18 protein-coding genes are annotated in these 18,534 nt (G+C 38.8%); 9 read left to right on the top strand and 9 right to left on the bottom strand.

All coding sequences use genetic code 11. The annotated features are described in order from the left end of the window. Window positions 1–9: 9 nt before the first annotated feature. The 3 genes from pncA to GFH32_RS01610 are packed head-to-tail and all read right to left on the bottom strand — an operon-like array spanning window position 10 to window position 2,730. Window positions 10–600: a bifunctional nicotinamidase/pyrazinamidase gene (pncA, locus tag GFH32_RS01620; RefSeq protein WP_153509420.1), complete on the bottom strand. Its 591-nt coding sequence runs from the start codon at window positions 598–600 to the stop codon at window positions 10–12. Window positions 601–620: 20 nt separating this feature from the next. After that, window positions 621–1,295, bottom strand: a complete 675-nt coding sequence (locus tag GFH32_RS01615) for a response regulator transcription factor (protein ID WP_153509419.1) — start codon at window positions 1,293–1,295, stop codon at window positions 621–623. Window positions 1,296–1,299: 4 nt separating this feature from the next. Continuing rightward, window positions 1,300–2,730, bottom strand: a complete 1,431-nt coding sequence (locus tag GFH32_RS01610; RefSeq protein WP_153509418.1) for a sensor histidine kinase — start codon at window positions 2,728–2,730, stop codon at window positions 1,300–1,302. A gap of 116 nt (window positions 2,731–2,846) precedes the next feature. Between GFH32_RS01610 and GFH32_RS01605 the strand changes: the two genes are divergently transcribed. Together GFH32_RS01605 and GFH32_RS01600 are read left to right on the top strand one after the other, a co-directional pair. Beyond that, on the top strand, window positions 2,847–4,217 hold the full coding sequence (locus GFH32_RS01605) for a DUF4270 family protein (protein ID WP_153509417.1): 1,371 nt from the start codon (window positions 2,847–2,849) through the stop codon (window positions 4,215–4,217). Between the two features lie 3 nt (window positions 4,218–4,220). Then, window positions 4,221–5,204, top strand: a complete 984-nt coding sequence (locus GFH32_RS01600; RefSeq protein ID WP_153509416.1) for a Kelch repeat-containing protein — start codon at window positions 4,221–4,223, stop codon at window positions 5,202–5,204. A 305-nt stretch (window positions 5,205–5,509) separates the two neighbouring features. Here the strand turns inward: GFH32_RS01600 and GFH32_RS01595 are convergent, their stop codons facing one another. Then, entirely contained in the window at window positions 5,510–6,499 is a 990-nt protein-coding gene (locus GFH32_RS01595) for an aspartate-semialdehyde dehydrogenase (protein WP_153509415.1), read from the bottom strand. 432 nt (window positions 6,500–6,931) lie between these two features. On the opposite strand from GFH32_RS01595, the gene GFH32_RS01590 reads away from it, so the two are divergent. From GFH32_RS01590 to GFH32_RS01575, 4 genes are all read left to right on the top strand, one after another. After that, entirely contained in the window at window positions 6,932–7,879 is a 948-nt protein-coding gene (locus tag GFH32_RS01590; RefSeq protein ID WP_194285660.1) for an NAD-dependent epimerase/dehydratase family protein, read from the top strand. 4 nt (window positions 7,880–7,883) lie between these two features. Then, entirely contained in the window at window positions 7,884–8,609 is a 726-nt protein-coding gene (locus GFH32_RS01585) for a YebC/PmpR family DNA-binding transcriptional regulator (RefSeq protein WP_153509413.1), read from the top strand. 117 nt (window positions 8,610–8,726) lie between these two features. Next, window positions 8,727–9,815 (top strand): hypothetical protein, encoded by a 1,089-nt coding sequence (locus tag GFH32_RS01580; protein WP_153509412.1) that lies wholly within the window; start codon window positions 8,727–8,729, stop codon window positions 9,813–9,815. Between the two features lie 53 nt (window positions 9,816–9,868). Continuing rightward, window positions 9,869–10,612, top strand: coding sequence for a DeoR/GlpR family DNA-binding transcription regulator (locus tag GFH32_RS01575; protein WP_153509411.1), 744 nt, complete (start codon window positions 9,869–9,871; stop codon window positions 10,610–10,612). Here GFH32_RS01575 and GFH32_RS01570 read toward each other — a convergent pair. Genes GFH32_RS01570 through GFH32_RS01560 form a run of 3 tightly spaced genes read right to left on the bottom strand, consistent with a single transcriptional unit; the run spans window position 10,609 to window position 14,541 of the window. Beyond that, window positions 10,609–11,733 (bottom strand): CapA family protein, encoded by a 1,125-nt coding sequence (locus tag GFH32_RS01570; RefSeq protein WP_153509410.1) that lies wholly within the window; start codon window positions 11,731–11,733, stop codon window positions 10,609–10,611. The genes GFH32_RS01575 and GFH32_RS01570 overlap by 4 nt on opposite strands. Then, a complete protein-coding gene (locus GFH32_RS01565; protein ID WP_153509409.1) occupies window positions 11,717–13,087 on the bottom strand; it encodes an asparagine synthetase B family protein in 1,371 nt (456 codons plus the stop codon). The genes GFH32_RS01570 and GFH32_RS01565 overlap by 17 nt, the downstream gene beginning before the upstream one ends. Window positions 13,088–13,092: 5 nt before the next feature. Further along, window positions 13,093–14,541 (bottom strand): lipopolysaccharide biosynthesis protein, encoded by a 1,449-nt coding sequence (locus GFH32_RS01560; protein WP_153509408.1) that lies wholly within the window; start codon window positions 14,539–14,541, stop codon window positions 13,093–13,095. Between the two features lie 120 nt (window positions 14,542–14,661). On the opposite strand from GFH32_RS01560, the gene GFH32_RS01555 reads away from it, so the two are divergent. Next, window positions 14,662–15,585 (top strand): glycosyltransferase family protein, encoded by a 924-nt coding sequence (locus GFH32_RS01555; protein ID WP_153509407.1) that lies wholly within the window; start codon window positions 14,662–14,664, stop codon window positions 15,583–15,585. Here GFH32_RS01555 and GFH32_RS01550 read toward each other — a convergent pair. Beyond that, a complete protein-coding gene (locus GFH32_RS01550; protein WP_202111261.1) occupies window positions 15,582–16,274 on the bottom strand; it encodes an FkbM family methyltransferase in 693 nt (230 codons plus the stop codon). The two genes, GFH32_RS01555 and GFH32_RS01550, sit on opposite strands and share 4 nt — an antisense overlap. 78 nt (window positions 16,275–16,352) lie before the next feature. Continuing rightward, complete coding sequence (locus tag GFH32_RS01545) at window positions 16,353–17,153, bottom strand: hypothetical protein (RefSeq protein ID WP_153509406.1); 801 nt, start codon at window positions 17,151–17,153, stop codon at window positions 16,353–16,355. A 319-nt stretch (window positions 17,154–17,472) separates the two neighbouring features. Here GFH32_RS01545 and GFH32_RS01540 point away from each other — a divergent pair, with 319 nt between their 5' ends. Both GFH32_RS01540 and GFH32_RS01535 read left to right on the top strand, forming a co-directional pair. Then, window positions 17,473–18,231 carry a glycosyltransferase family 2 protein gene (locus GFH32_RS01540; RefSeq protein ID WP_153509405.1) on the top strand — a complete coding sequence of 253 codons (759 nt, stop codon included), beginning with the start codon at window positions 17,473–17,475 and terminating at the stop codon, window positions 18,229–18,231. Next, window positions 18,212–18,448 carry a DUF3820 family protein gene (locus tag GFH32_RS01535; RefSeq protein WP_153509404.1) on the top strand — a complete coding sequence of 79 codons (237 nt, stop codon included), beginning with the start codon at window positions 18,212–18,214 and terminating at the stop codon, window positions 18,446–18,448. The genes GFH32_RS01540 and GFH32_RS01535 overlap by 20 nt, the downstream gene beginning before the upstream one ends. The last annotated feature ends 86 nt before the right edge of the window (window positions 18,449–18,534 follow it).

Here is an 18,534-nt window from a genome sequence, read left to right as displayed (position 1 = left end):
TATAAGGGGCTATAACAAGGAGCCCCCTTTTTGAATAAATTCGTTTTTCTTCTCCATAAATGCCCCTTTATCAATCGCTCTTGTTGCTTTGGAGATAATGCTCGTTTTAAAACCTTCATCTAAAGCGTCCATTGCGGTGAAAAATACACAATAGTCTGCAGCTAATCCACAAACGTGAACTTCATCTATATCCCTATCTTTTAGATAACCTGCAAGTCCTGTATTTTTACGTCTTCCATTATCGTAAAAAGCACTATAGCTATCGATCTCTGGATCCATCCCTTTACGAAATATCGCCTCGACGCGCGTACTATCTAGGTCTTCAGACAAGCTCGCGCCATAAGATTCTTGCACACAGTGGTCAGGCCATAACACTTGGTCCAAACCGTTTAAAGATATGACATCGAATGTAATTTTATCTTCATGCTGACTTGCAAAACTTTTATGCTGCGCAGGATGCCAATCTTGACTCGCGACCACCAGATCATATTCCTTTTGAATGGTATTAATTATAGGAATGATTTCATCACCTTTCGCCACCGCTAAGGCTCCTCCAGGCAAGAAATCATATTGAACATCTACGATAATAAGTGCTTTCATAAAGGTTATTTTATTGCTAATTAATCCAACGACAACATATATCCCACACCCCGGATATTTGTAATTTTGATACGCTCATCTGCTGATAAATATTTACGAATACGACTAATAAAAACATCCAGACTGCGTCCCGTAAAATAGGTGTCGTTACTCCAGTATGTACGGATGATCTCATCTCTAGGCAAGACTTTATCCTTGCTTTCAATTAGGCGTTTCAATAGTTCCGCTTCTCGATAGGACAATTTCTCGATACTGTCGCCGTGTGATAACAAATTCTTAACGGTGTCAAGCGTGAAATTACCAACAACGAATTTGCTTTCGGACATTCCTTGACCGCTTTTTTTAAGTGCTGCTTCAATACGAACGATTAATTCCTCGATTTTAAATGGTTTACGAACATAATCGTTTGCACCGAGCTTAAAGCCTTTTACGAGGTCCTCGGTTTGCGTGAGTGCCGTTAAAAAAATAATTGGGGTGTGTAGATCTGTTTTTCGGATTTCCTTAGCAACAGTAAATCCGTCCATCAGGGGCATCATTACGTCCAGAACGACAATATCAGGCTTATATTTCCCGTGAAACAAGAGAGCCTGTTGCCCATTTAAAACGTGCCTAACCATAAAACCATGAGCCTCCAAGCTATCGGAAACAATCATCGCTAGGCTTTCTTCATCCTCTACGTACAGAATATTATACATCGCCTTATTTTGGTAATCTAATTACAAAATTACTGCCAATTGAGAGTTCACTATCAAGTTGAATACTTCCGCCGTGCTGATCAATAATCTGCTTAACATAAGCTAATCCTAATCCAAAGCCCTTCACATCGTGAATGTCGCCTGACGGAACTCGGAAGAATAATTCAAATACAGATTTTTGATAAGCTTTTGGAATCCCATGTCCATTATCCCGAATCTGCAGTAAAAATTGATTATTTATTTCTTCCAAATGTACATCAATTTCCACCTCCTCTGAGGAGTATTTAACGGCATTGTCGAAAAGATTCGTCAACACATTCTTTATATGCGCATGATCCGCTTGAATTATGCTGCTTTGGGTGCTATTTTGAAAATTAATCCGGATTACCTTTTTCGCAAATAGTCGTGTATTCTCTACGCATTCGTCAATCAACACGGCGAGATTAAAGCTTGTTTTGTTGAGCGTAACCCCATTCGTTTCAGCAATATCAACCTGCAATACACGCTCTATCATGTCAGAAAGATGCTCTAGCTCATGTTTCGAAATATTAAGATATCGATCCATGCGCTCCTTGTCGTCTTTTGCCCCGTAACGTTGAATAGACTCAACCGCCGCCATGACCGTAGACACTGGGGTCTTGAGTTCATGCGTCATATTGTTGACGAAAGAACGACGTAACATAGCTAATTGATTTTGCTTCCTAATCGTTGACAATAGATAAAAGAATGTCCCAATAAGCGCTAGTACTAGCAATACCGAGGTCGTCAATTGCCAGCCAATAGAGTACAACAAAAAGGATCGTGGATCGATAAAGTCGATCTCTAAGTATTTATCTTCTGAAGGGTCTATCAATATAGGTCTTGTTTTAAATTGCTTAAAGCGCGATTGATAGACTTCGTCTCGATTCATGCTGTCGACACCTACCAACTTAACGATATGCAGTTCAAACGGACTATACTGATTTCTATCTCGCAAAGTAGACTCCAATCGCCTAGATAAACTATCGACCGTTGTTTGATCCCAATTGATGTTTCGAATAGCCATTGTGGAGATTAGATGCCTAGATATTTTACCTCCAGAGAACTTTCCACGTTTAGAGATGGCCATCTCGTCTAAAATGCTGTCATGATTGTGCCCATTCGTTTCCACGATCTTTTTAATCGTATCACGATTCACGTCGGGATAACGGTTTTCAATTGCCGCAACGACACGTTCTACACGATCAAAGCGCTGAAGTTGGTTCTGTTTAACCAGATCTACTTCATTTTCTTGATAGAAGTCTTGAATCACGTCGAACAAGACATGATCTGCCGCACCAAGAAAATACATTTTGCGATTCTGGTAGTTCCCATACAACCATATGCTAAGTACTAGGGTTATCCCTCCGGCCGTCAGGATAATCGCCAGTATCAATATTTTATACTTTTTTAACATAATTAAAACAAATTTAAATTAGTAGATTTGCACCGCATAGGTTCAGGGTCACTTTTAACAAAATATAACACTGATTAACAGTTCCCATTAACTACTTTTGCATGACTGGTGATTTTATGATTAAAAATATACGATTAACTTCCATTATTACCCTAGGTTTGAGTGTAGCCCTATTCTTTGCTAGCTGCGATAAGGATATGTCTATTTCATTAAAAAATGAAAGCATCGATAACTTAAACTTAACTTCTACCGATACCTTATCTACAGTAGTTTCCACAGTACTTATGCCGAACATTCCGACTTCAGGTGCTGGTGATACAACAACAAGAATATTAGTAGGTAAAGTTTCGCAAGGACCTATAGGAAGTTTGTCTTCAAATGCGTACATCCGTTTAATGCCAGGGAATGTGAGTAATGATCTTCCAACTTCGGCAAAATACGACTCCATCACGTTAGTTATGCGTCCTTCAACGGGAGCTTATACGCATGGAGACACAACAAAAACACAAACCATTGTAGCACATCGTGTAACTCAAACGTTAGAACAAACAACGTTGAATAATACAATGACAGGTTTACCAAATCCTATTTATATTTCTGGTGCAGCAATCTTTGGACATCAAAAGTTCGCTTATGATGCTACCCCATTGGGTTCAGTAACCTTTTTACCGCATATGAACAGACGTGATTCAGTAAGTATCCGTTTAAGTGATGCTTGGGGTACTGAATTGTTCAATAAGATACGCACTGCAGACTACGTATTCAACTCGACAGCAAACTTTCAAGAGTACTTTAAAGGTTTAGCCTTAGTACCTGCAGCAAGTAATACCGCGATTGTAGGCTTTCACAACTTAGTATCTGTACGTATTCACTACTCTTACGTTGGAACAGATGGATTCAAAAAGAGAGGTGTAAAAACACTACAAACTGGTGATAGCAGATTTCAATACAACAATTTCCAAGCTGATAGAACAGGAACCGCATTTGAAACTTTAAGTACAACAAAAGAAATTAAAAGCGACGCAAGTCAAGGTGTAAGTTTTATTCAAGCGGGAAATGGCGTTGCAACAAAAATCACAATTCCTGGTCTAGCAGAGTTTATGCAGACTCAAGACATTGCAATTAACAAAGCTGAACTGGTTGTAGAAGTAGCTTCTAAGGAGGTTGGTTCCTTCGTTGCGGCTCCAAAACCTGTACTTTGGATTGCTACCGATAATATTCCTACAAGTTTTGTTACTACGCCATTTGCAAACACAATTCAAGAAGGAGCTTATATCATCGGAAACAATACTGGACGTAATGGTCGGTATGTATTTAATATGATCCAATACATTCGCTCGGCAAATGACGAAAATGCTAAAAGTAAGTCTTTATTTTTATCTGTCACTCCAAACGAATTGTTCAATAGCGCAAATACTAGTATTTTAGCTACCGAGAATAACAAACCAAAAATTAAATTAAACATCGTATATACAAAATTTAAATAATTTATGAACAAGAGAAACTGGCTTGTATTACTTTTTGTCGGCGTTTTTGCTATTACATCCTTAAATTCATGTAAGAAAGACGACGAGACTACAGATACAACGGACAATGGACCGACAGAGTGGACAAGAGCATCTGTATTTACTGACGACCCTCGTAGTAACGCTGCTACTTTCACAATTAATAAACAAGCATTCTTAGTTGGTGGTTACATCAAAACAGGGAATGTATTGAATGACAACTACGCTTTTAACGGCAGTGAATGGGTAAAGAAAGCCGAGTTTACTGGTTCAGCTAGACATTCAGCAGTAGGATTTGCTGTAAATGGCAAAGGATATGTTGGTTTGGGTTATGATGGTGAAAAAGCATTAAACGATTTTTACCAATACGATCCAGCGGCAAATACATGGACTAAAGTTGCAAATTTCCCTGGTGAAGCTCGCTTTGGTGCGGTTGCTTTCACAATTGGTAATAACGCTTATGTAGGATTAGGTTCAACACCTACTGACAAAACATTCAGCGACTTTTACAAATACGACGCAGTAAACAATGTTTGGACTCCAATCACAACGAAATTTACATCAAAGAAAACAAATGCATTTGCATTCGTAATCAATAATGTTGCTTACGTTGGTGGTGGTACTTCAAATAACTCATACCCTGAGGAGTTCTTCTCGTTCAATGGAACTGAATGGACACAATTAGGTGATTTAAAAACTGATGATATCGATGTTAGACGTGCTAATGCAGCAGCATTCGCAATCGGTGACAATGGTTATGTAGTTAGTGGTCGTTCTGCTTCAGGCGTTGTAACTAGCGTATGGAAATACAGCCCATCTGATGACTCTTGGACTAGCAAACACCAAGCATTATCAGTTGCTCGTGAAAAAGCAATCGGTTTCTCAATCGACGGTAAAGGTTATGTAGCGACTGGTATCTCAGCGTCTACTTACCTAGATGAGAACTGGCAATTCGTTCCTGTTAGATAATAACAGAATAAAACAATATAAAAAAGGCTGTATCCTATCGATACAGCCTTTTTTAATGATATGCAACAAGCTAAAGATCATCCATAATAACAACAGCACAATAAATACAGATAACGCTATCCTACTTAAAACAAAGAGATATTTAGGGCGTAAAAGCACTGCCTCCAGACAACTCAGCGGCATTTTGTTGATTGTTAGTGGATAGCAGTCAATAGAATTATTAGCTCGTCTTGATAGGCAACATAAAAAAATGGCCACCTGAGTAGGTGGCCATTCTAGTATAAATGTTAAACGTTTATATCTTATTATATCAGACCCTTTCTCTGCAATAACTCAGCAACTTGTACAGCATTAGTTGCAGCACCTTTACGTAAGTTATCAGCAACAATCCAAAGGTTTACAGTATTCGCTTGAGATTCATCACGACGGATACGACCAACAAAAACCTCGTCTTTTCCATGTGCATCTTTAGGCATTGGGTACTCTAACTTTGCAGGATTATCTACAACGATTATACCTTCTTGACCTTCTAATGCTGCTCTTAATTCAGCAAGATCAAAGTCGTTCTCAAATTCAATATTTACAGATTCAGAGTGACCGCCGACAACAGGAATACGAACAGTCGTTGCTGTAACCTTGATTGAGTCATCGCCCATTATCTTATTGGTTTCTTGAATCATCTTCATTTCCTCCTTTGTATATCCATTATCTTGGAATACATCAATATGAGGAATAACGTTTAAGTCGATTTGATAAGGGTATGCTTTTTCACCATCTTTACCGGCACGTTCATTCATTAATTGATCTACTGCTTTCACACCTGTACCAGTAACAGACTGATAAGTAGAAACAACAACACGTTTGATCTTATACTTCTCGTGAAGCGGCTTCATTACCACTACCATTTGAATAGTCGAACAATTTGGATTCGCAATAATTTTATCGCTAGCCTCTAATACATCCCCATTTACCTCAGGAACGATTAATTTCTTACTAGGATCCATGCGCCAAGCCGATGAATTATCAATCACTGTAATTCCCGCTTCTGCAAACAAAGGAGCAAACTCCGTGGAAGTACTACCACCTGCAGAAAACAAAGCAACATCCGGTTTAAGTGCAATAGCTTCAGTAGGCGTCACAACCTTATACTTCTTTCCCTTAAAATCGATTTCCTTACCCTTACTGCGTTCAGACGCTACGGGAATTAATTCGCTTACTGGGAAATTACGTTCCGCCAATACTGTCAACATTTCTGACCCGACAAGTCCTGTCGCGCCTACTACTGCAACTTTCATAGTTTCAAATTTTGCTTTAAATTTTAGAAAAATAGATTATAACTTATGGTATCTAATTGGGCAAACATACTAAATAAACAGCAATGTTTACAATTAAATTCAGCTATTAATAAACAATTAACGCATACACGAAACATTATTCAAGACATCCTCATTTTCACTGAAATATATTCAGAAAGAACACCTATTTGTTGACAATATATCAAACTCAACAACAACATTAGAATTTAACGATTTCGTACTTTCGTAAAATCATTGATTTTATTCATAAAAACAGTAAAAAAATCGGCTTAAATGCCTTGATTTCTCACTCATACGTTTGCGTAAAATCACTGTAGAGCAGTATTACCCAGCATTAATTTACTAATTTCGCCGAGTAATATTATTACATATTAATAACAGAAAATACCTTACATAAATATCATTGCAGCAATGAAAGAATGCATTTTGATGATTGGAGCCAACGGTCAAATTGGCTCAGAATTAGCAGCCGCTTTACGAGTTAAATTCGGAAAAGCAAATGTGATTACCTCGGATATCCGACCTCCCAAAGAAATTGCCGAAGGTGAAATATTTGAAACACTAAACGTCCTTGACAAAGAAGGAATCCGCGCATTATTAGAGAAATATAAGCCTACTCAAATTTACTTACTTGCCGCTATGTTATCTGCAACAGGTGAGCAATACCCGCAAAAAGCGTGGGATTTAAATATGAACGGGTTATTAAACGTTTTAGACCTTGCTGTTGAGTTAGGCATTAAGAAAATCTTTTGGCCAAGCTCTATTGCAGTATTCGGTCCACATTCACCAAAGATCGATACGCCTCAATATTGCGTGATGGATCCAAACAGCATTTACGGTATCAGTAAATTAGCTGGTGAGCGTCTAGTTGAATATTATCACAACCGTTACGGATTAGACATCAGAAGCGTACGCTACCCAGGCATTATATCATGGAGAACAGAACCAGGAGGTGGAACGACAGACTATGCTGTACATATTTTCTTCGAAGCCATTAGACAGGGGAAATATACGAGCTTCCTGTCCGAGAACACGGAACTCCCAATGTTATATATGGATGACGCTGTTCGCGGAACAATTGAATTGATGGATGCTCCAGAATCGTCATTAAACATTCGTTCGAGTTATAATTTAGCAGGAATTAGCTTCACTCCTAAACAAATAGCCGAAGAAATTAAAAAAATTCTTCCTAATTTTGAAATCTCGTATTCCGAGAATGATCCTCGTCAAGCAATTGCTGATTCATGGCCGAAAAGCATTAATGATGATGAAGCCAGAAAAGATTGGGGTTGGAAACCAACTTTTGATCTAAAAGCGATGACAGAGGATATGTTATCGAATCTGAAATCAAAATTATAATAAAATGGGTAGAGCTTTCGAATTTAGAAAAGAAAGAAAATTTAAACGCTGGGCCAAAATGGCTGTCCAGTTCACACGTCTTGGAAAAGAAATTGCAATCGCAGTAAAAGAAGGCGGCCCTCACCCGGAAAACAACTCTAGACTGCGTACTGCTATTCAGAATGCGAAAGCAGTAAACATGCCGAAGGACCGAGTAGAAGCTGCAATTAAGCGTGCTTCCGAAAAAGACGCTAAAGGCTACGAAGAATATGTATACGAAGGTTATGGTCCACATGGCGTTCCTGTATTAATTGAAACCGCAACGGATAATACCAACAGAACGGTAGCAAATATTCGTAGTTATTTTACAAAGGCTGGAGGTTCCTTAGGTAAGACAGGATCATTAGATTTTATCTTTCAGCGTAAATCAATCTTTCGTTTCCCTGCAACTGAAGAACTAGATGTAGAGGAATTAGAATTAGAACTAATTGACGGAGGCTTAGAAGAATTATACGTAGAGTCGGATGAAGAAGGAAACGACGTAGTTGTTGTACAAACATCTTTTGAAGACTTTGGTAACATGCAGAAATTAATGGAAGAGAAAGGCATTGAGGTTAGCTCTGCGAAACTTGAACGCATTTCATCATCACATAGTACCCTTTCAGAAGATCAAGCCGCAGACGTCCTTAAATTAATCGATAGGATTGAAGAGGATGATGATGTACAAGCAGTTTACCACAACATGGACTAATTCCATCAAGAACAGAATATAAAGAGGGCAATGCCCTCTTTTTTTATGCTTAAAACTCAAAAAAACGCGAGGTAAAGGACATAACAGAAAATTAACATCGATTATGTACATTTGTGAATGCTGACATTCGCAGACTTTTTTGCCAAGAAAAAAATCGACATTAAAGCCTTAAAAAAGGCAGAGCCCGCATTATATCAAGAATTTGCAGCGCATTATGAATTGATGGGCGAAAAGAGCTTTGACCATAGTAAGAAGTTCTGGTTCAATAGACTCCGCAAGAACTTTTTGTTAGAAGAAGCCATTGTGGAAACGAGTCCTAAAAAACCGATTCAAGAATCTGAAAGCAACTCCATAAAAGTCGAAGGAACAACTTCAAAACCTGCCGGTTTCCGTCCTAAGATTAAAATCGCATTGAACAATCCAACGAACGAGGCGAACGCTATTGTAGAAAACGAAGTGTCAGGGGAGACTGAAACAAAACCAGCCGTTCAGCCGAAAGACAATCCGCAGACAGCTCAAGGAATAGACCCAATCACAGAAAAGCAAGTAGAGAATCCTAATGAGAAAGCAAAAAAAGCGGCTCCAAGCGGATTTAAACCACGCTTCAAAGCTTCCAACCTACCGAAGAAAATAGAGAATGAGAATTTAGACGATACACCCTCAAATTCTGAAGAATCGACAAATACTAATGAGGAAAAAACCGCTGCTGCAAAACCAGCAGGATTTAAACCTCGTTTTAAAGCTGCAAACCTCCCGAAAAAGATCGAAGAGACTGCAGAAGGATCAAGCGATTCTGTCCAAGAAAAACCAGCCAATACCGTTGACAAACCTACTGTAACAACAAAACCAGCAGGGTTTAGACCCCGCTTTAATGCCGCGAATCTTCCAAAAAAAGTGGAAGAAACAGCAATAGAAGAAACTCCCAAAAATACATCTACCAATACGGAACAAGAAGAAACAACAGCTTCAAAACCTCAGGGTTTTAAACCTCGTTTCAAAGCCGGAGTAACCAAAACATCGAATTCAACAGATCCTAAACCAGAATCCAAAGAACAAAAAGCAGAAGAATCAACGGAAGCTGATGATACAAAATCGGAAGAAACATCCGTTATTAATCCAGCGAAGCCTAAAGGCTTCACTCCACGATTTAAAGTAAAGAAAATCACAGATGAAGGAAATGATTCTCCTTCAGATGAGGCTAGATAATTCGTACTATCCAATAATTTTATATTTTTACAATCCTAATCAACACATAAGTTATGTTAAAAGAAGAGAGACAGGCTTTTATTATCCATCAAATCAATTTACACAATAAAGTACTTTCGTCTGATCTAAGTGTTCAACTTAACGTTTCGGAGGATACAATCCGTAGGGATTTAAATGAGTTGGCAGAGAGTGGCCAGGTCTTAAAAGTATACGGCGGTGCACTTTCCAAATCTTTTCATTATCCTTTTCAAGAGAATAATGTTTATGCAAAAGAGGCGAAAAAAGAGATTGCAAGCAAAGCCATTTCATTGATTCAAAGCGGCATGACTATTTTAGTAGGTGGAGGCACGAGCATGATTGAATTGGCACGTCTTATGCCAAAAGACATCCAATGTACCTTCTTTGCAATCAGTCCCCTAGTAGCGCTAGAACTTGCTGAGAAAGAAAATTTAGAGGTTATTTTATTGGGTGGACATCTTTCACGAAATACAAACATTGTTTCCGGATCACAAGTAATCAATGCTTTGTCAGAAATCAAAGTTGATTTATGCTTATTAGGAACCAACAGTTTATCGGTTGAGGAGGGTATTACCGATTCGGATTGGGAAGTTGTACAAATCAAGAAAGCAATGATTAAATGCTCAAAGAAACTAGGCGTTTTGAGTATTGTTGAAAAGTTAAATTCGAATCAAAAAATGCGCGTTGCTCCTTTACGTGATATCAATTACTTGATTACCGATTTAGACCCAAGTCACCCTAGTTTAAAAGAATTTAGAAACCAAGTCACCGTAATTTAATCCTTACCTTGTTCTTGATTAAACTTATATCGAATGGCTCTTTCAACGAGCCATTTGTTGCTTTCAATAAACATGTTATGCCAAATCATGTTATAATCAATGCTTTTATTGAACAATACACGTTTCGTATGCTTCAATAGATTCTTTAAACTATATTTCGCCAATCCATTGAAAGGTTTCGCATAATAACCTGCATGATGCTGTTCCCAATCACGAACAGCCGCTTGATTTACATAATCAATATAAGCACTCGAATTCAGTTTCTCATTTAAGTTTTTCAACCACATCGCTGAAACTGCCTCATCTTCCATGGTCAATCGACTTCCGGTTTTTTTGACTACTCGAAAATCATAAGATACTCGTTCCTTATTTTGAAAGTCTAACGTTAATACCGCACCCAAATTCCATTGCGGATGATTACTCGGATAATCAAAATAGAAGTTCCCTAAGCTATAACAAATTAGTTTTCCCTTGTATTCTTCAATCCCCTGCATTACATGCGGGTGATGGCAGATCACTGCATCAGCACCTAGGTCAATTAGCCGACGATATCTAGCGCGCCATTCCGGGATTGGAACGTCCAATAATTCTACGCCTGCATGTACCTGAACAATCAGAACATCTACCTCTTTCTTATAACGTTGTAAATCGTCTTGGACTCGTGGACTATTTACCCAGGCATGTCCGGCATCGCGATCTCCATTAATGGCACCATAACCGTTCTCACCATAAGCTACAAAACCATACTTAACGTCATCAAATACGCAAACGAGCATATCGTAAGCATCTTCCTCCGTTCCCACACCTAAAGTGGCATCGGCAGGGAAAGCTTCCATGGTATGCAACAGCCCTTCAACACCATAATCACAAATATGATTGTTAGCCATCGGGAAGAGATTAAAACCAGAAGAAATTAACCAGTCAGCCGCCAATGGATTTTGAGCAACCAAAGGACCAGTTTTATGAATTGCTTTACCAAAGCCCTTCAATGGTGCCTCAACATTACACGAACGAATATCCGCTGAAAACAGCAAACCTTTCAGTTCTTCTGACAAATCCGGTTCGGTCTGCAACACAGCGTCCCCTACAAATAAAAATCGATGATTATGAGATGCTGGCATTTCTTTTCTTCAATAAAGTTTCAATCGGTTTAAGCGTGATATACGCAAAATAAGCAGCTAATAATCCATTTCTAGCGCCCAATAATTTCAGCACGCCTTTCACTTTTGGCGTATGCATAAGCGTCTGAAACACGCGTTCTTTAGCACCAATATGCAAGATACGCTGATTTACCCAATCCAAATATTCAGGCTTTATCACCTCCCGCAGAAGTGAAACATCTAACGGTTCCAAGGTCTCATGAACTAAAGCATAATAGTTCAAAGAATTCTGATAGGTATATTTATGCTTTTCTTCTTCGAAAAGTAAATTATGCTTTCTAAAATAATCACGCTGCCAAGCACGCTCATTCTTACGCTCTACGGGCAAGTTGAGCATCGCTAGTGCAATATCTTCCTCGACGAAGGGAGAATAGCCAGGAAAGCCCATATGCGACGGCACAGCGATTAAATACTGTAACATCATCATCTTAGTCCGCATAGCGGTAACTATCCGAAAATCAGCACTCTTGAGATCCTCCTTTTGTTTATCAAATAATGCTTCCGCTAGACCTGTATAATCGACATCCATCGCCAGCTTTGAATCGGCACTCATACCATGTGTATATCCTAAAGTGCGATACGCTGATGCTGACTGAATCTCTGGAACCTTTACTGCTCCAGCCCAGGCATCCCCGATAATCCCACTGAGTAAGCCCATTTTCGCTTGACGCTCCTGCTCCCGAATTTTATGATAGAATTCGATATGGTAAGTACCAGAAGCCGCAACGGCGGGTCCAAATTGGGAATACCAATCATCCATATACAGATTAAATTTCCCCAAGGGAACTCGACTCCATTTTGTCCCCAATCGCTCAGCTAGCAAACTTGCATAAACAGACTCGCGGGATGCCCCTTGATTAAATGATGTACCATACGTATAGGCGTGAATTCGTGATTTATCGTCAATCATGACATTCATTAATCGCGAATCGAAGCCTCCACTTGTCGGAATTAAGATGTTCTCCGAGAAGCCATTGGCCCAATTGTTCACACGCTGATGAATCATATGAAGCACATCCTCTTCGTGAGTCTTTTTACCCAATTGATTGGAGATGGTATCCTCGGATTCATGAACCAATAGTTTTCCGTCAGAAAAATATAAAGATTGGTTAGGGAGCAGAAATTTTACGCCCTTTACAGGGGTATGTCCGAAAACAGAATAACCAAAATCTAGATAGGCCGCCAAACCTTGCAAGTCTATTTCTAGATTTGCATAGTCAATCACATCGTTGATATTCAACCCATAATCGCCTGTGGTCTCATTATAAAACACAGTTTGGTATCCAACCCAATTTCCTTTTGCAACAAAATTCATGAAAACTATTTAGCTAATTTCTTTTTTATCATCCCCAGTATTTCCATCCATATATTTTGACGAATCAGGTGATTAACTCCAATATAAATGATTACGAATATAAGGCTTTGACAAATGATGAGCAGCAAATCGTGCGAAATAAGCTGAAAATATAGCGGTAAATAAGCAATCAAAGCAGCGAATAAACTAATCAAAAACGAAGGTCCTAAATCTATAATCTGCGACCGCAAATTATATCCATAGACCTTTCCGCTCATCAGCGTCGTTGCAATATAAATTAATACTCGAACCACAACTTGCCCGTAAACAATGTAGATAATGCCATGCGAATAAGTTAATAGCAAGGCGATTACTGCCAATAAAAACTTGGCAATCTCTAACCCTAAAGCATATTTTGACCTTCCTTTAATGTTTAGGAAGTTGACATTCATATCGGCAAAAGATATAAAGAAACCCGCAAAGCATAACCATTGAAAATACTCAACAGAAGGAAGCCACTTTTCCGTTAAGAAATAACTGAACCCCGGCTTTGCAACAGCAATTGCCAACATACTAACCGGCAATAAAACAAACGCCAAGGAAGACATCGCTTTTCTACACGCATTTAAAAAACGAGGATAATCATCCTGGATAGGTGTTAAAGTCGAGAGTGTCGTCCCTTGAATAATTGCGGAAATCATCATGCCGGGAGTCTCGCCCCATTTATTTCCAGTATAGTAATAACCAGTCTCTCGAATACTAAAATGCTTGCCAATAAATGAATAATATAGCGGAGACAATGCTTTCCCCATCATATTCGCAACCATAAAAGAGAGCGAGAATGAAGAATGATGTTTTAACGATGCCATAGAGACCTGCATACTCACTTTCCAGTTTCCCCAATACCATAACATCGCCGTTCTAAACAGGGTATACAATACGGTCTGCAACAATAAAGCCCAAACACCAAAACCAGTTAAAGCAAGAATGACCACAATAATGCCCGAGAATAGGATAGCCAGCACGTTGATGCGTGCCGTCACATTAAACTGAAAATTCTTTAATATCTTAACATATTGTACTATACCAAAAGCGTGTATTAAAAGCTGTAGAAACAATACGCGCGCATATAAGGCTAAATTGGGAATACCATAGTAGTCTTCAATATAAGGCGCCGAAAAGAACAGGATGAGGTAGAAAAATACGCTGACCAACAAATTAAAAACAAACATAGTGGAGTAGTCCAATTCATCTACTTTCTTGGAACGCACGAGCGAAGTCGCTAATCCACTATCAACAAAAGCCGTCGCAATGGTCGAAAAAATCATTAATACACCAATGACACCAAAGTCTTCTTCATTCAATATCCGCGATGTGATGATCGTGACTATCGTTACTATGATTTGGTTCCCGAAACGATCTAGTGCATTCCAGAACAAGCCGTTAAGGGTGATGTTTTTTGTATTATCGCTCATGAATATTAAAACTCATCAAATTTAGGAAAGATATTTGTACAGCATATAAAAAATGCCAATATACATAAGCATTGTTAGATTAAACCATATCTTTGAACAATAAAGAACGTAAAGCCCTTCATGTTAGCACCAATCGCATTATTTGTTTATAACAGACCCGTTCACACTCGTAAAACTTTATTAGCCCTAGAGGCGAATAGACTTGCCGATCAGTCTGAAATATACATCTTTTCGGATGCCGCGAAAACTGCAGACGATATTGACGATGTTAATACCGTACGTGCAATCATTCGTGAACCTTGGAAATTCAAGCATATTTATATAATCGAACGTGGTCAAAATAAAGGTCTGGCCAGTAGTGTTATCGATGGAGTAACACAAGTTGTGCAGAAACATGGACGTATTATTGTGCTTGAAGACGACTTGGAAACGTCTCGCTTCGCGTTGACCTATTTCAATAGTGCACTTAACCAATATGCAGAAAACGACAAGGTGATGCAAATCGCGGGCTACATGTATCCTGTAGAAAATCCCAAAGCATTACCCGAATCCTTTTTCTTTCGCGTCGCAAGCAGTTGGGGTTGGGCAACATGGGATCGCGCCTGGAAACATTTCAATCCCGATATTGAAGAGCTAACAAAGAATCTTAAACGTCGCGACATTAAGGCATTTAGCGTAGATCACACCGAAAACTTCTGGAAACAGGTAAAACAATTTAAGGCAGGGAAAATCAATTCCTGGGCTATACGTTGGTATTTATCTGTGTTCAACCACCAAGGGATGGTATTATATCCGCGAAATTCTTACATCCAAAACACCGGCACCGACGGATCCGGTACGCATTCAGATGTGGATCAAGTATATAAAGTTCAACTCGCCAAAACAACGATACGCAAATATCCAAGTATTGTGGAAGAAGATCCGATTGCACTGTCAGCTATCAAACACTTTTATAAAAATAGAAAAGGTACTTTCTTTGAAAGATTAGCGCGGTATATAGAGAAAAAAATAAATCAAAGGAAGGCAAAAAAGGGATTACGTTAAAGTGTGTCGGCCCGTTTGAACACTAAGGTTCGCTTGGTTTTACCCGCCAACTCATAACCTTTTTCGTTTAGAAAACGATAGACTGCCGATTGGCTCAAATCCTTAATACTCAACTCTTCTTCTACCAACACAAATATCGGCCTATAGCGTTCCCAATCATTCGATTGTAAAACGATGAAATCGAACCCTTCGGCATCGATGGATAGAAAATCAATCTCCTGCCCTTTCGGCAAATGCTTGTCCAACACCTCTGCAAGTGGTAAGGTTGGGACAGGGATGCTGTTCACCAAATGATACTTTTGGTTAAGTCCATCTCTCTTCTCAGATATCTCCTTAGAGAAACCATTTAATGCCGGCTCATTAAAACAATAATAGGTTAACTCCTGCGGGCTCGCACTGATTCCGATGTTTAAATTCACATCGCGACGACGAAACCAACGAAACCATTTCATCGCATCCGGAGAAGGCTCTATATTGATACCCCGCCAACCCTGCTTATAAAAGAACATGGTATTCGAAAAGCGGTAGGGATGATGCGCACCTACGTCAACAAAGTAGCCCTTGTAGTGCTTCCGAGTCTCATAGAAACTACGGATTAACATATCCTCGCCTTCTTGTGAATAGGATCTAGAAAATAAAAACTTATCGATCGGAAAGTATTTTAAAATGGTCTTTTTTAATGAGGGCATCCAATTGCAGGTTTAACTTTAGTAATAACCGTAATAGGTTACAAATAGTATCTGATAAGTAAGAAATAGTGCTATAAATTATTTATCACGCTGCTTTTCAGCGATCTTTTGATAATAAGGAGAGGAAACAGCATCTCCTTTTAACTGTTCAAAATTAGCCCGATAACGGTTGTTTTTCGAATCCATATTCGATTGGAAATAAACGAAAAAACTACTCACGGGATTGTTCGAGTAGGAAGAAGTTAGCTGATCAAATTGATTCAAAAATAGATCATCCGTATTGACATCCGACTTATAAGCTTCAATCTGCTGATATTGGCGTCTACTCGATGTATCTTTCTTTGCTAATGCGCTATAATAGTTTTCACTCAATTTAGTAATGGCAGAATCCTTTCGGTTCAAGAAATCGGTATAAACTTTCCAATACCGATCCGCAATTTTACAATTTTCACAGGCACCGTAATCGATATTAACTTCCCCTACTTCATTCATTTCAATTTCTTCAACCTGAAGTCCATGATCGAATGAAAATTTATATTCCGGCTGCTGTTCCGAATCGATATAAAACGTTTTGTTGACCATATACTGTGTCCCTAAACCATCCTGAAAGCTGCGATTTTTCAAATAGTGATGCGGAATATAGGTTCTAGGCCAGCGTAAGGTGACGATATACATATCCGCCGGAAGTCCCGATACCGCAACGTAATCCGCCACAGGAATCATGGTGTCAAGAATCTCCTGGCCAGTCATATAATGCGATAACTGTAGTCCAACAGAATCCAGATTTAAATGCTCGACAGAGATTCGAACCTCATTGCCTGATGAACGACAAGAATTGAAAAACACACAACAGACAAATAGCAGGAAATAATAACGCATGTAGCTAAAATCAGTAATTGGTTAAGAAAAGTAACGTTTTTCGTCCCGAGCGGCATATTATCAGATGATAAAAACCACAACACAAACTTAAAAAAATATCGCAAAAACGAAAATTGTTGTTATAAGAATATCTTCCTACCCTTTCGACACGAGCAGGAGCCATGTACTGTTCAGCTTCGGTACTTATTGGTCTTTCCTCGAACGAGGTACAAGCAATGTCCGAATCAGAATTACAGATTCAGTTTATTTTTGAGATTCAAGAAATTCATACAATCCATCAATAATCGTTACTTTTGTACTTTGAAACTCGGGAAAAATCATGCTGGAGAAGAATCCAAAAATTTCCATAATTACGATTGTTTACAATAATGTTCGGGATATACGTTATACCCTAGAATCGGTTGCAAAGCAAGATTATTCAAATATTGAATATATCATTGTTGATGGACTTTCAAGTGATGGAACTTTAGCGATTATTGAAGAATATAAAGCGCATATTCAAGTACTAATCTCAGAAAAGGACAATGGTATTTACGACGCCATGAACAAAGGACTCCATGCCGCAACAGGCGACTACGTCTTGTTCCTGAACTCGGGAGATGAGCTTTTTGCGACAGACACATTGACCAAAGTTTTTAATTCAGCAAGCGATGCCGACATCTATTATGGCGAAACGAAATTGGTAAATGAAGATCGACAAATCATAGGTGATCGTCGCCATGCTTGTCCAGAACATTTTGACTGGACTTCTTTTAAATATGGGATGAACGTCTGTCATCAGGCTATTTACGTAAAAAGGGACATTGCAGAACCCTATGATTTACAATATAAACTGAGCTCCGATATTGACTGGGTTATTCGTGCAGCGAAAAAAGCTAAGAAAATCGTCAACGTCAGAGGTTATGTCGCAAAATACCTAGTCGGTGGCATGTCACAACAACGCCATAAACAGAGCTTGAAAGAGCGATACGAGATTTTCAAGAGATACTACGGCTTTTTACCTAATTTGTTCAACCACGGCGTCATCGCATTCCGCTTGATGTTATATCGATTAAAAAATGGCAAAACAAGAGACTGATTTCTTTCGCCCTGAAATGCTGATAGAATTAGCAAACAGCAAGATGCCCTTTGGAAAATATCAGGGGTATCTCCTATGTAATTTGCCTGAGCCTTATTTAGTATGGTTTAAAAAGAAGGGCTTTCCGCCGGGAAAATTGGGCATCCAATTAGCCAGTCTCTATGAAATCAAAGTTAATGGTCTTGAATATTTGTTACGTCCATTAATTAAAAAGTGATTAGCATCAATTTTTATTTTCCCGATTTCCTTATCTTTGCATAGAATTTTTAACATTAAACGCCGTTTGCAGCGGTATCAATGAAT

Source organism: Sphingobacteruim zhuxiongii (assembly GCF_009557615.1).
GTDB lineage: Bacteria > Bacteroidota > Bacteroidia > Sphingobacteriales > Sphingobacteriaceae > Sphingobacterium > Sphingobacterium zhuxiongii.
The sequence above is the reverse complement of the archived record's forward strand: the minus strand, read 5'-3'. Positions and strand labels throughout refer to the sequence as shown.

What these genes read in the sequence shown, in the direction of transcription:
- GFH32_RS01580 (WP_153509412.1), top strand. Translation starts at nt 8,727, where the DNA reads ATGCTGACATTCGCAGACTTTTTTGCCAAGAAAAAAATCGACATTAAA.
- GFH32_RS01555 (WP_153509407.1), top strand. Translation starts at nt 14,662, where the DNA reads ATGTTAGCACCAATCGCATTATTTGTTTATAACAGACCCGTTCACACT.
- GFH32_RS01550 (WP_202111261.1), bottom strand. Translation starts at nt 16,274, where the DNA reads ATGCCCTCATTAAAAAAGACCATTTTAAAATACTTTCCGATCGATAAG.
- GFH32_RS01615 (WP_153509419.1), bottom strand. Translation starts at nt 1,295, where the DNA reads ATGTATAATATTCTGTACGTAGAGGATGAAGAAAGCCTAGCGATGATT.
- GFH32_RS01570 (WP_153509410.1), bottom strand. Translation starts at nt 11,733, where the DNA reads ATGCCAGCATCTCATAATCATCGATTTTTATTTGTAGGGGACGCTGTG.
- GFH32_RS01540 (WP_153509405.1), top strand. Translation starts at nt 17,473, where the DNA reads ATGCTGGAGAAGAATCCAAAAATTTCCATAATTACGATTGTTTACAAT.
- GFH32_RS01610 (WP_153509418.1), bottom strand. Translation starts at nt 2,730, where the DNA reads ATGTTAAAAAAGTATAAAATATTGATACTGGCGATTATCCTGACGGCC.
- GFH32_RS01605 (WP_153509417.1), top strand. Translation starts at nt 2,847, where the DNA reads ATGATTAAAAATATACGATTAACTTCCATTATTACCCTAGGTTTGAGT.
- GFH32_RS01600 (WP_153509416.1), top strand. Translation starts at nt 4,221, where the DNA reads ATGAACAAGAGAAACTGGCTTGTATTACTTTTTGTCGGCGTTTTTGCT.
- GFH32_RS01545 (WP_153509406.1), bottom strand. Translation starts at nt 17,153, where the DNA reads ATGCGTTATTATTTCCTGCTATTTGTCTGTTGTGTGTTTTTCAATTCT.
- GFH32_RS01535 (WP_153509404.1), top strand. Translation starts at nt 18,212, where the DNA reads ATGGCAAAACAAGAGACTGATTTCTTTCGCCCTGAAATGCTGATAGAA.
- GFH32_RS01585 (WP_153509413.1), top strand. Translation starts at nt 7,884, where the DNA reads ATGGGTAGAGCTTTCGAATTTAGAAAAGAAAGAAAATTTAAACGCTGG.
- GFH32_RS01595 (WP_153509415.1), bottom strand. Translation starts at nt 6,499, where the DNA reads ATGAAAGTTGCAGTAGTAGGCGCGACAGGACTTGTCGGGTCAGAAATG.
- GFH32_RS01560 (WP_153509408.1), bottom strand. Translation starts at nt 14,541, where the DNA reads ATGAGCGATAATACAAAAAACATCACCCTTAACGGCTTGTTCTGGAAT.
- pncA (WP_153509420.1), bottom strand. Translation starts at nt 600, where the DNA reads ATGAAAGCACTTATTATCGTAGATGTTCAATATGATTTCTTGCCTGGA.
- GFH32_RS01590 (WP_194285660.1), top strand. Translation starts at nt 6,932, where the DNA reads ATGAAAGAATGCATTTTGATGATTGGAGCCAACGGTCAAATTGGCTCA.
- GFH32_RS01565 (WP_153509409.1), bottom strand. Translation starts at nt 13,087, where the DNA reads ATGAATTTTGTTGCAAAAGGAAATTGGGTTGGATACCAAACTGTGTTT.
- GFH32_RS01575 (WP_153509411.1), top strand. Translation starts at nt 9,869, where the DNA reads ATGTTAAAAGAAGAGAGACAGGCTTTTATTATCCATCAAATCAATTTA.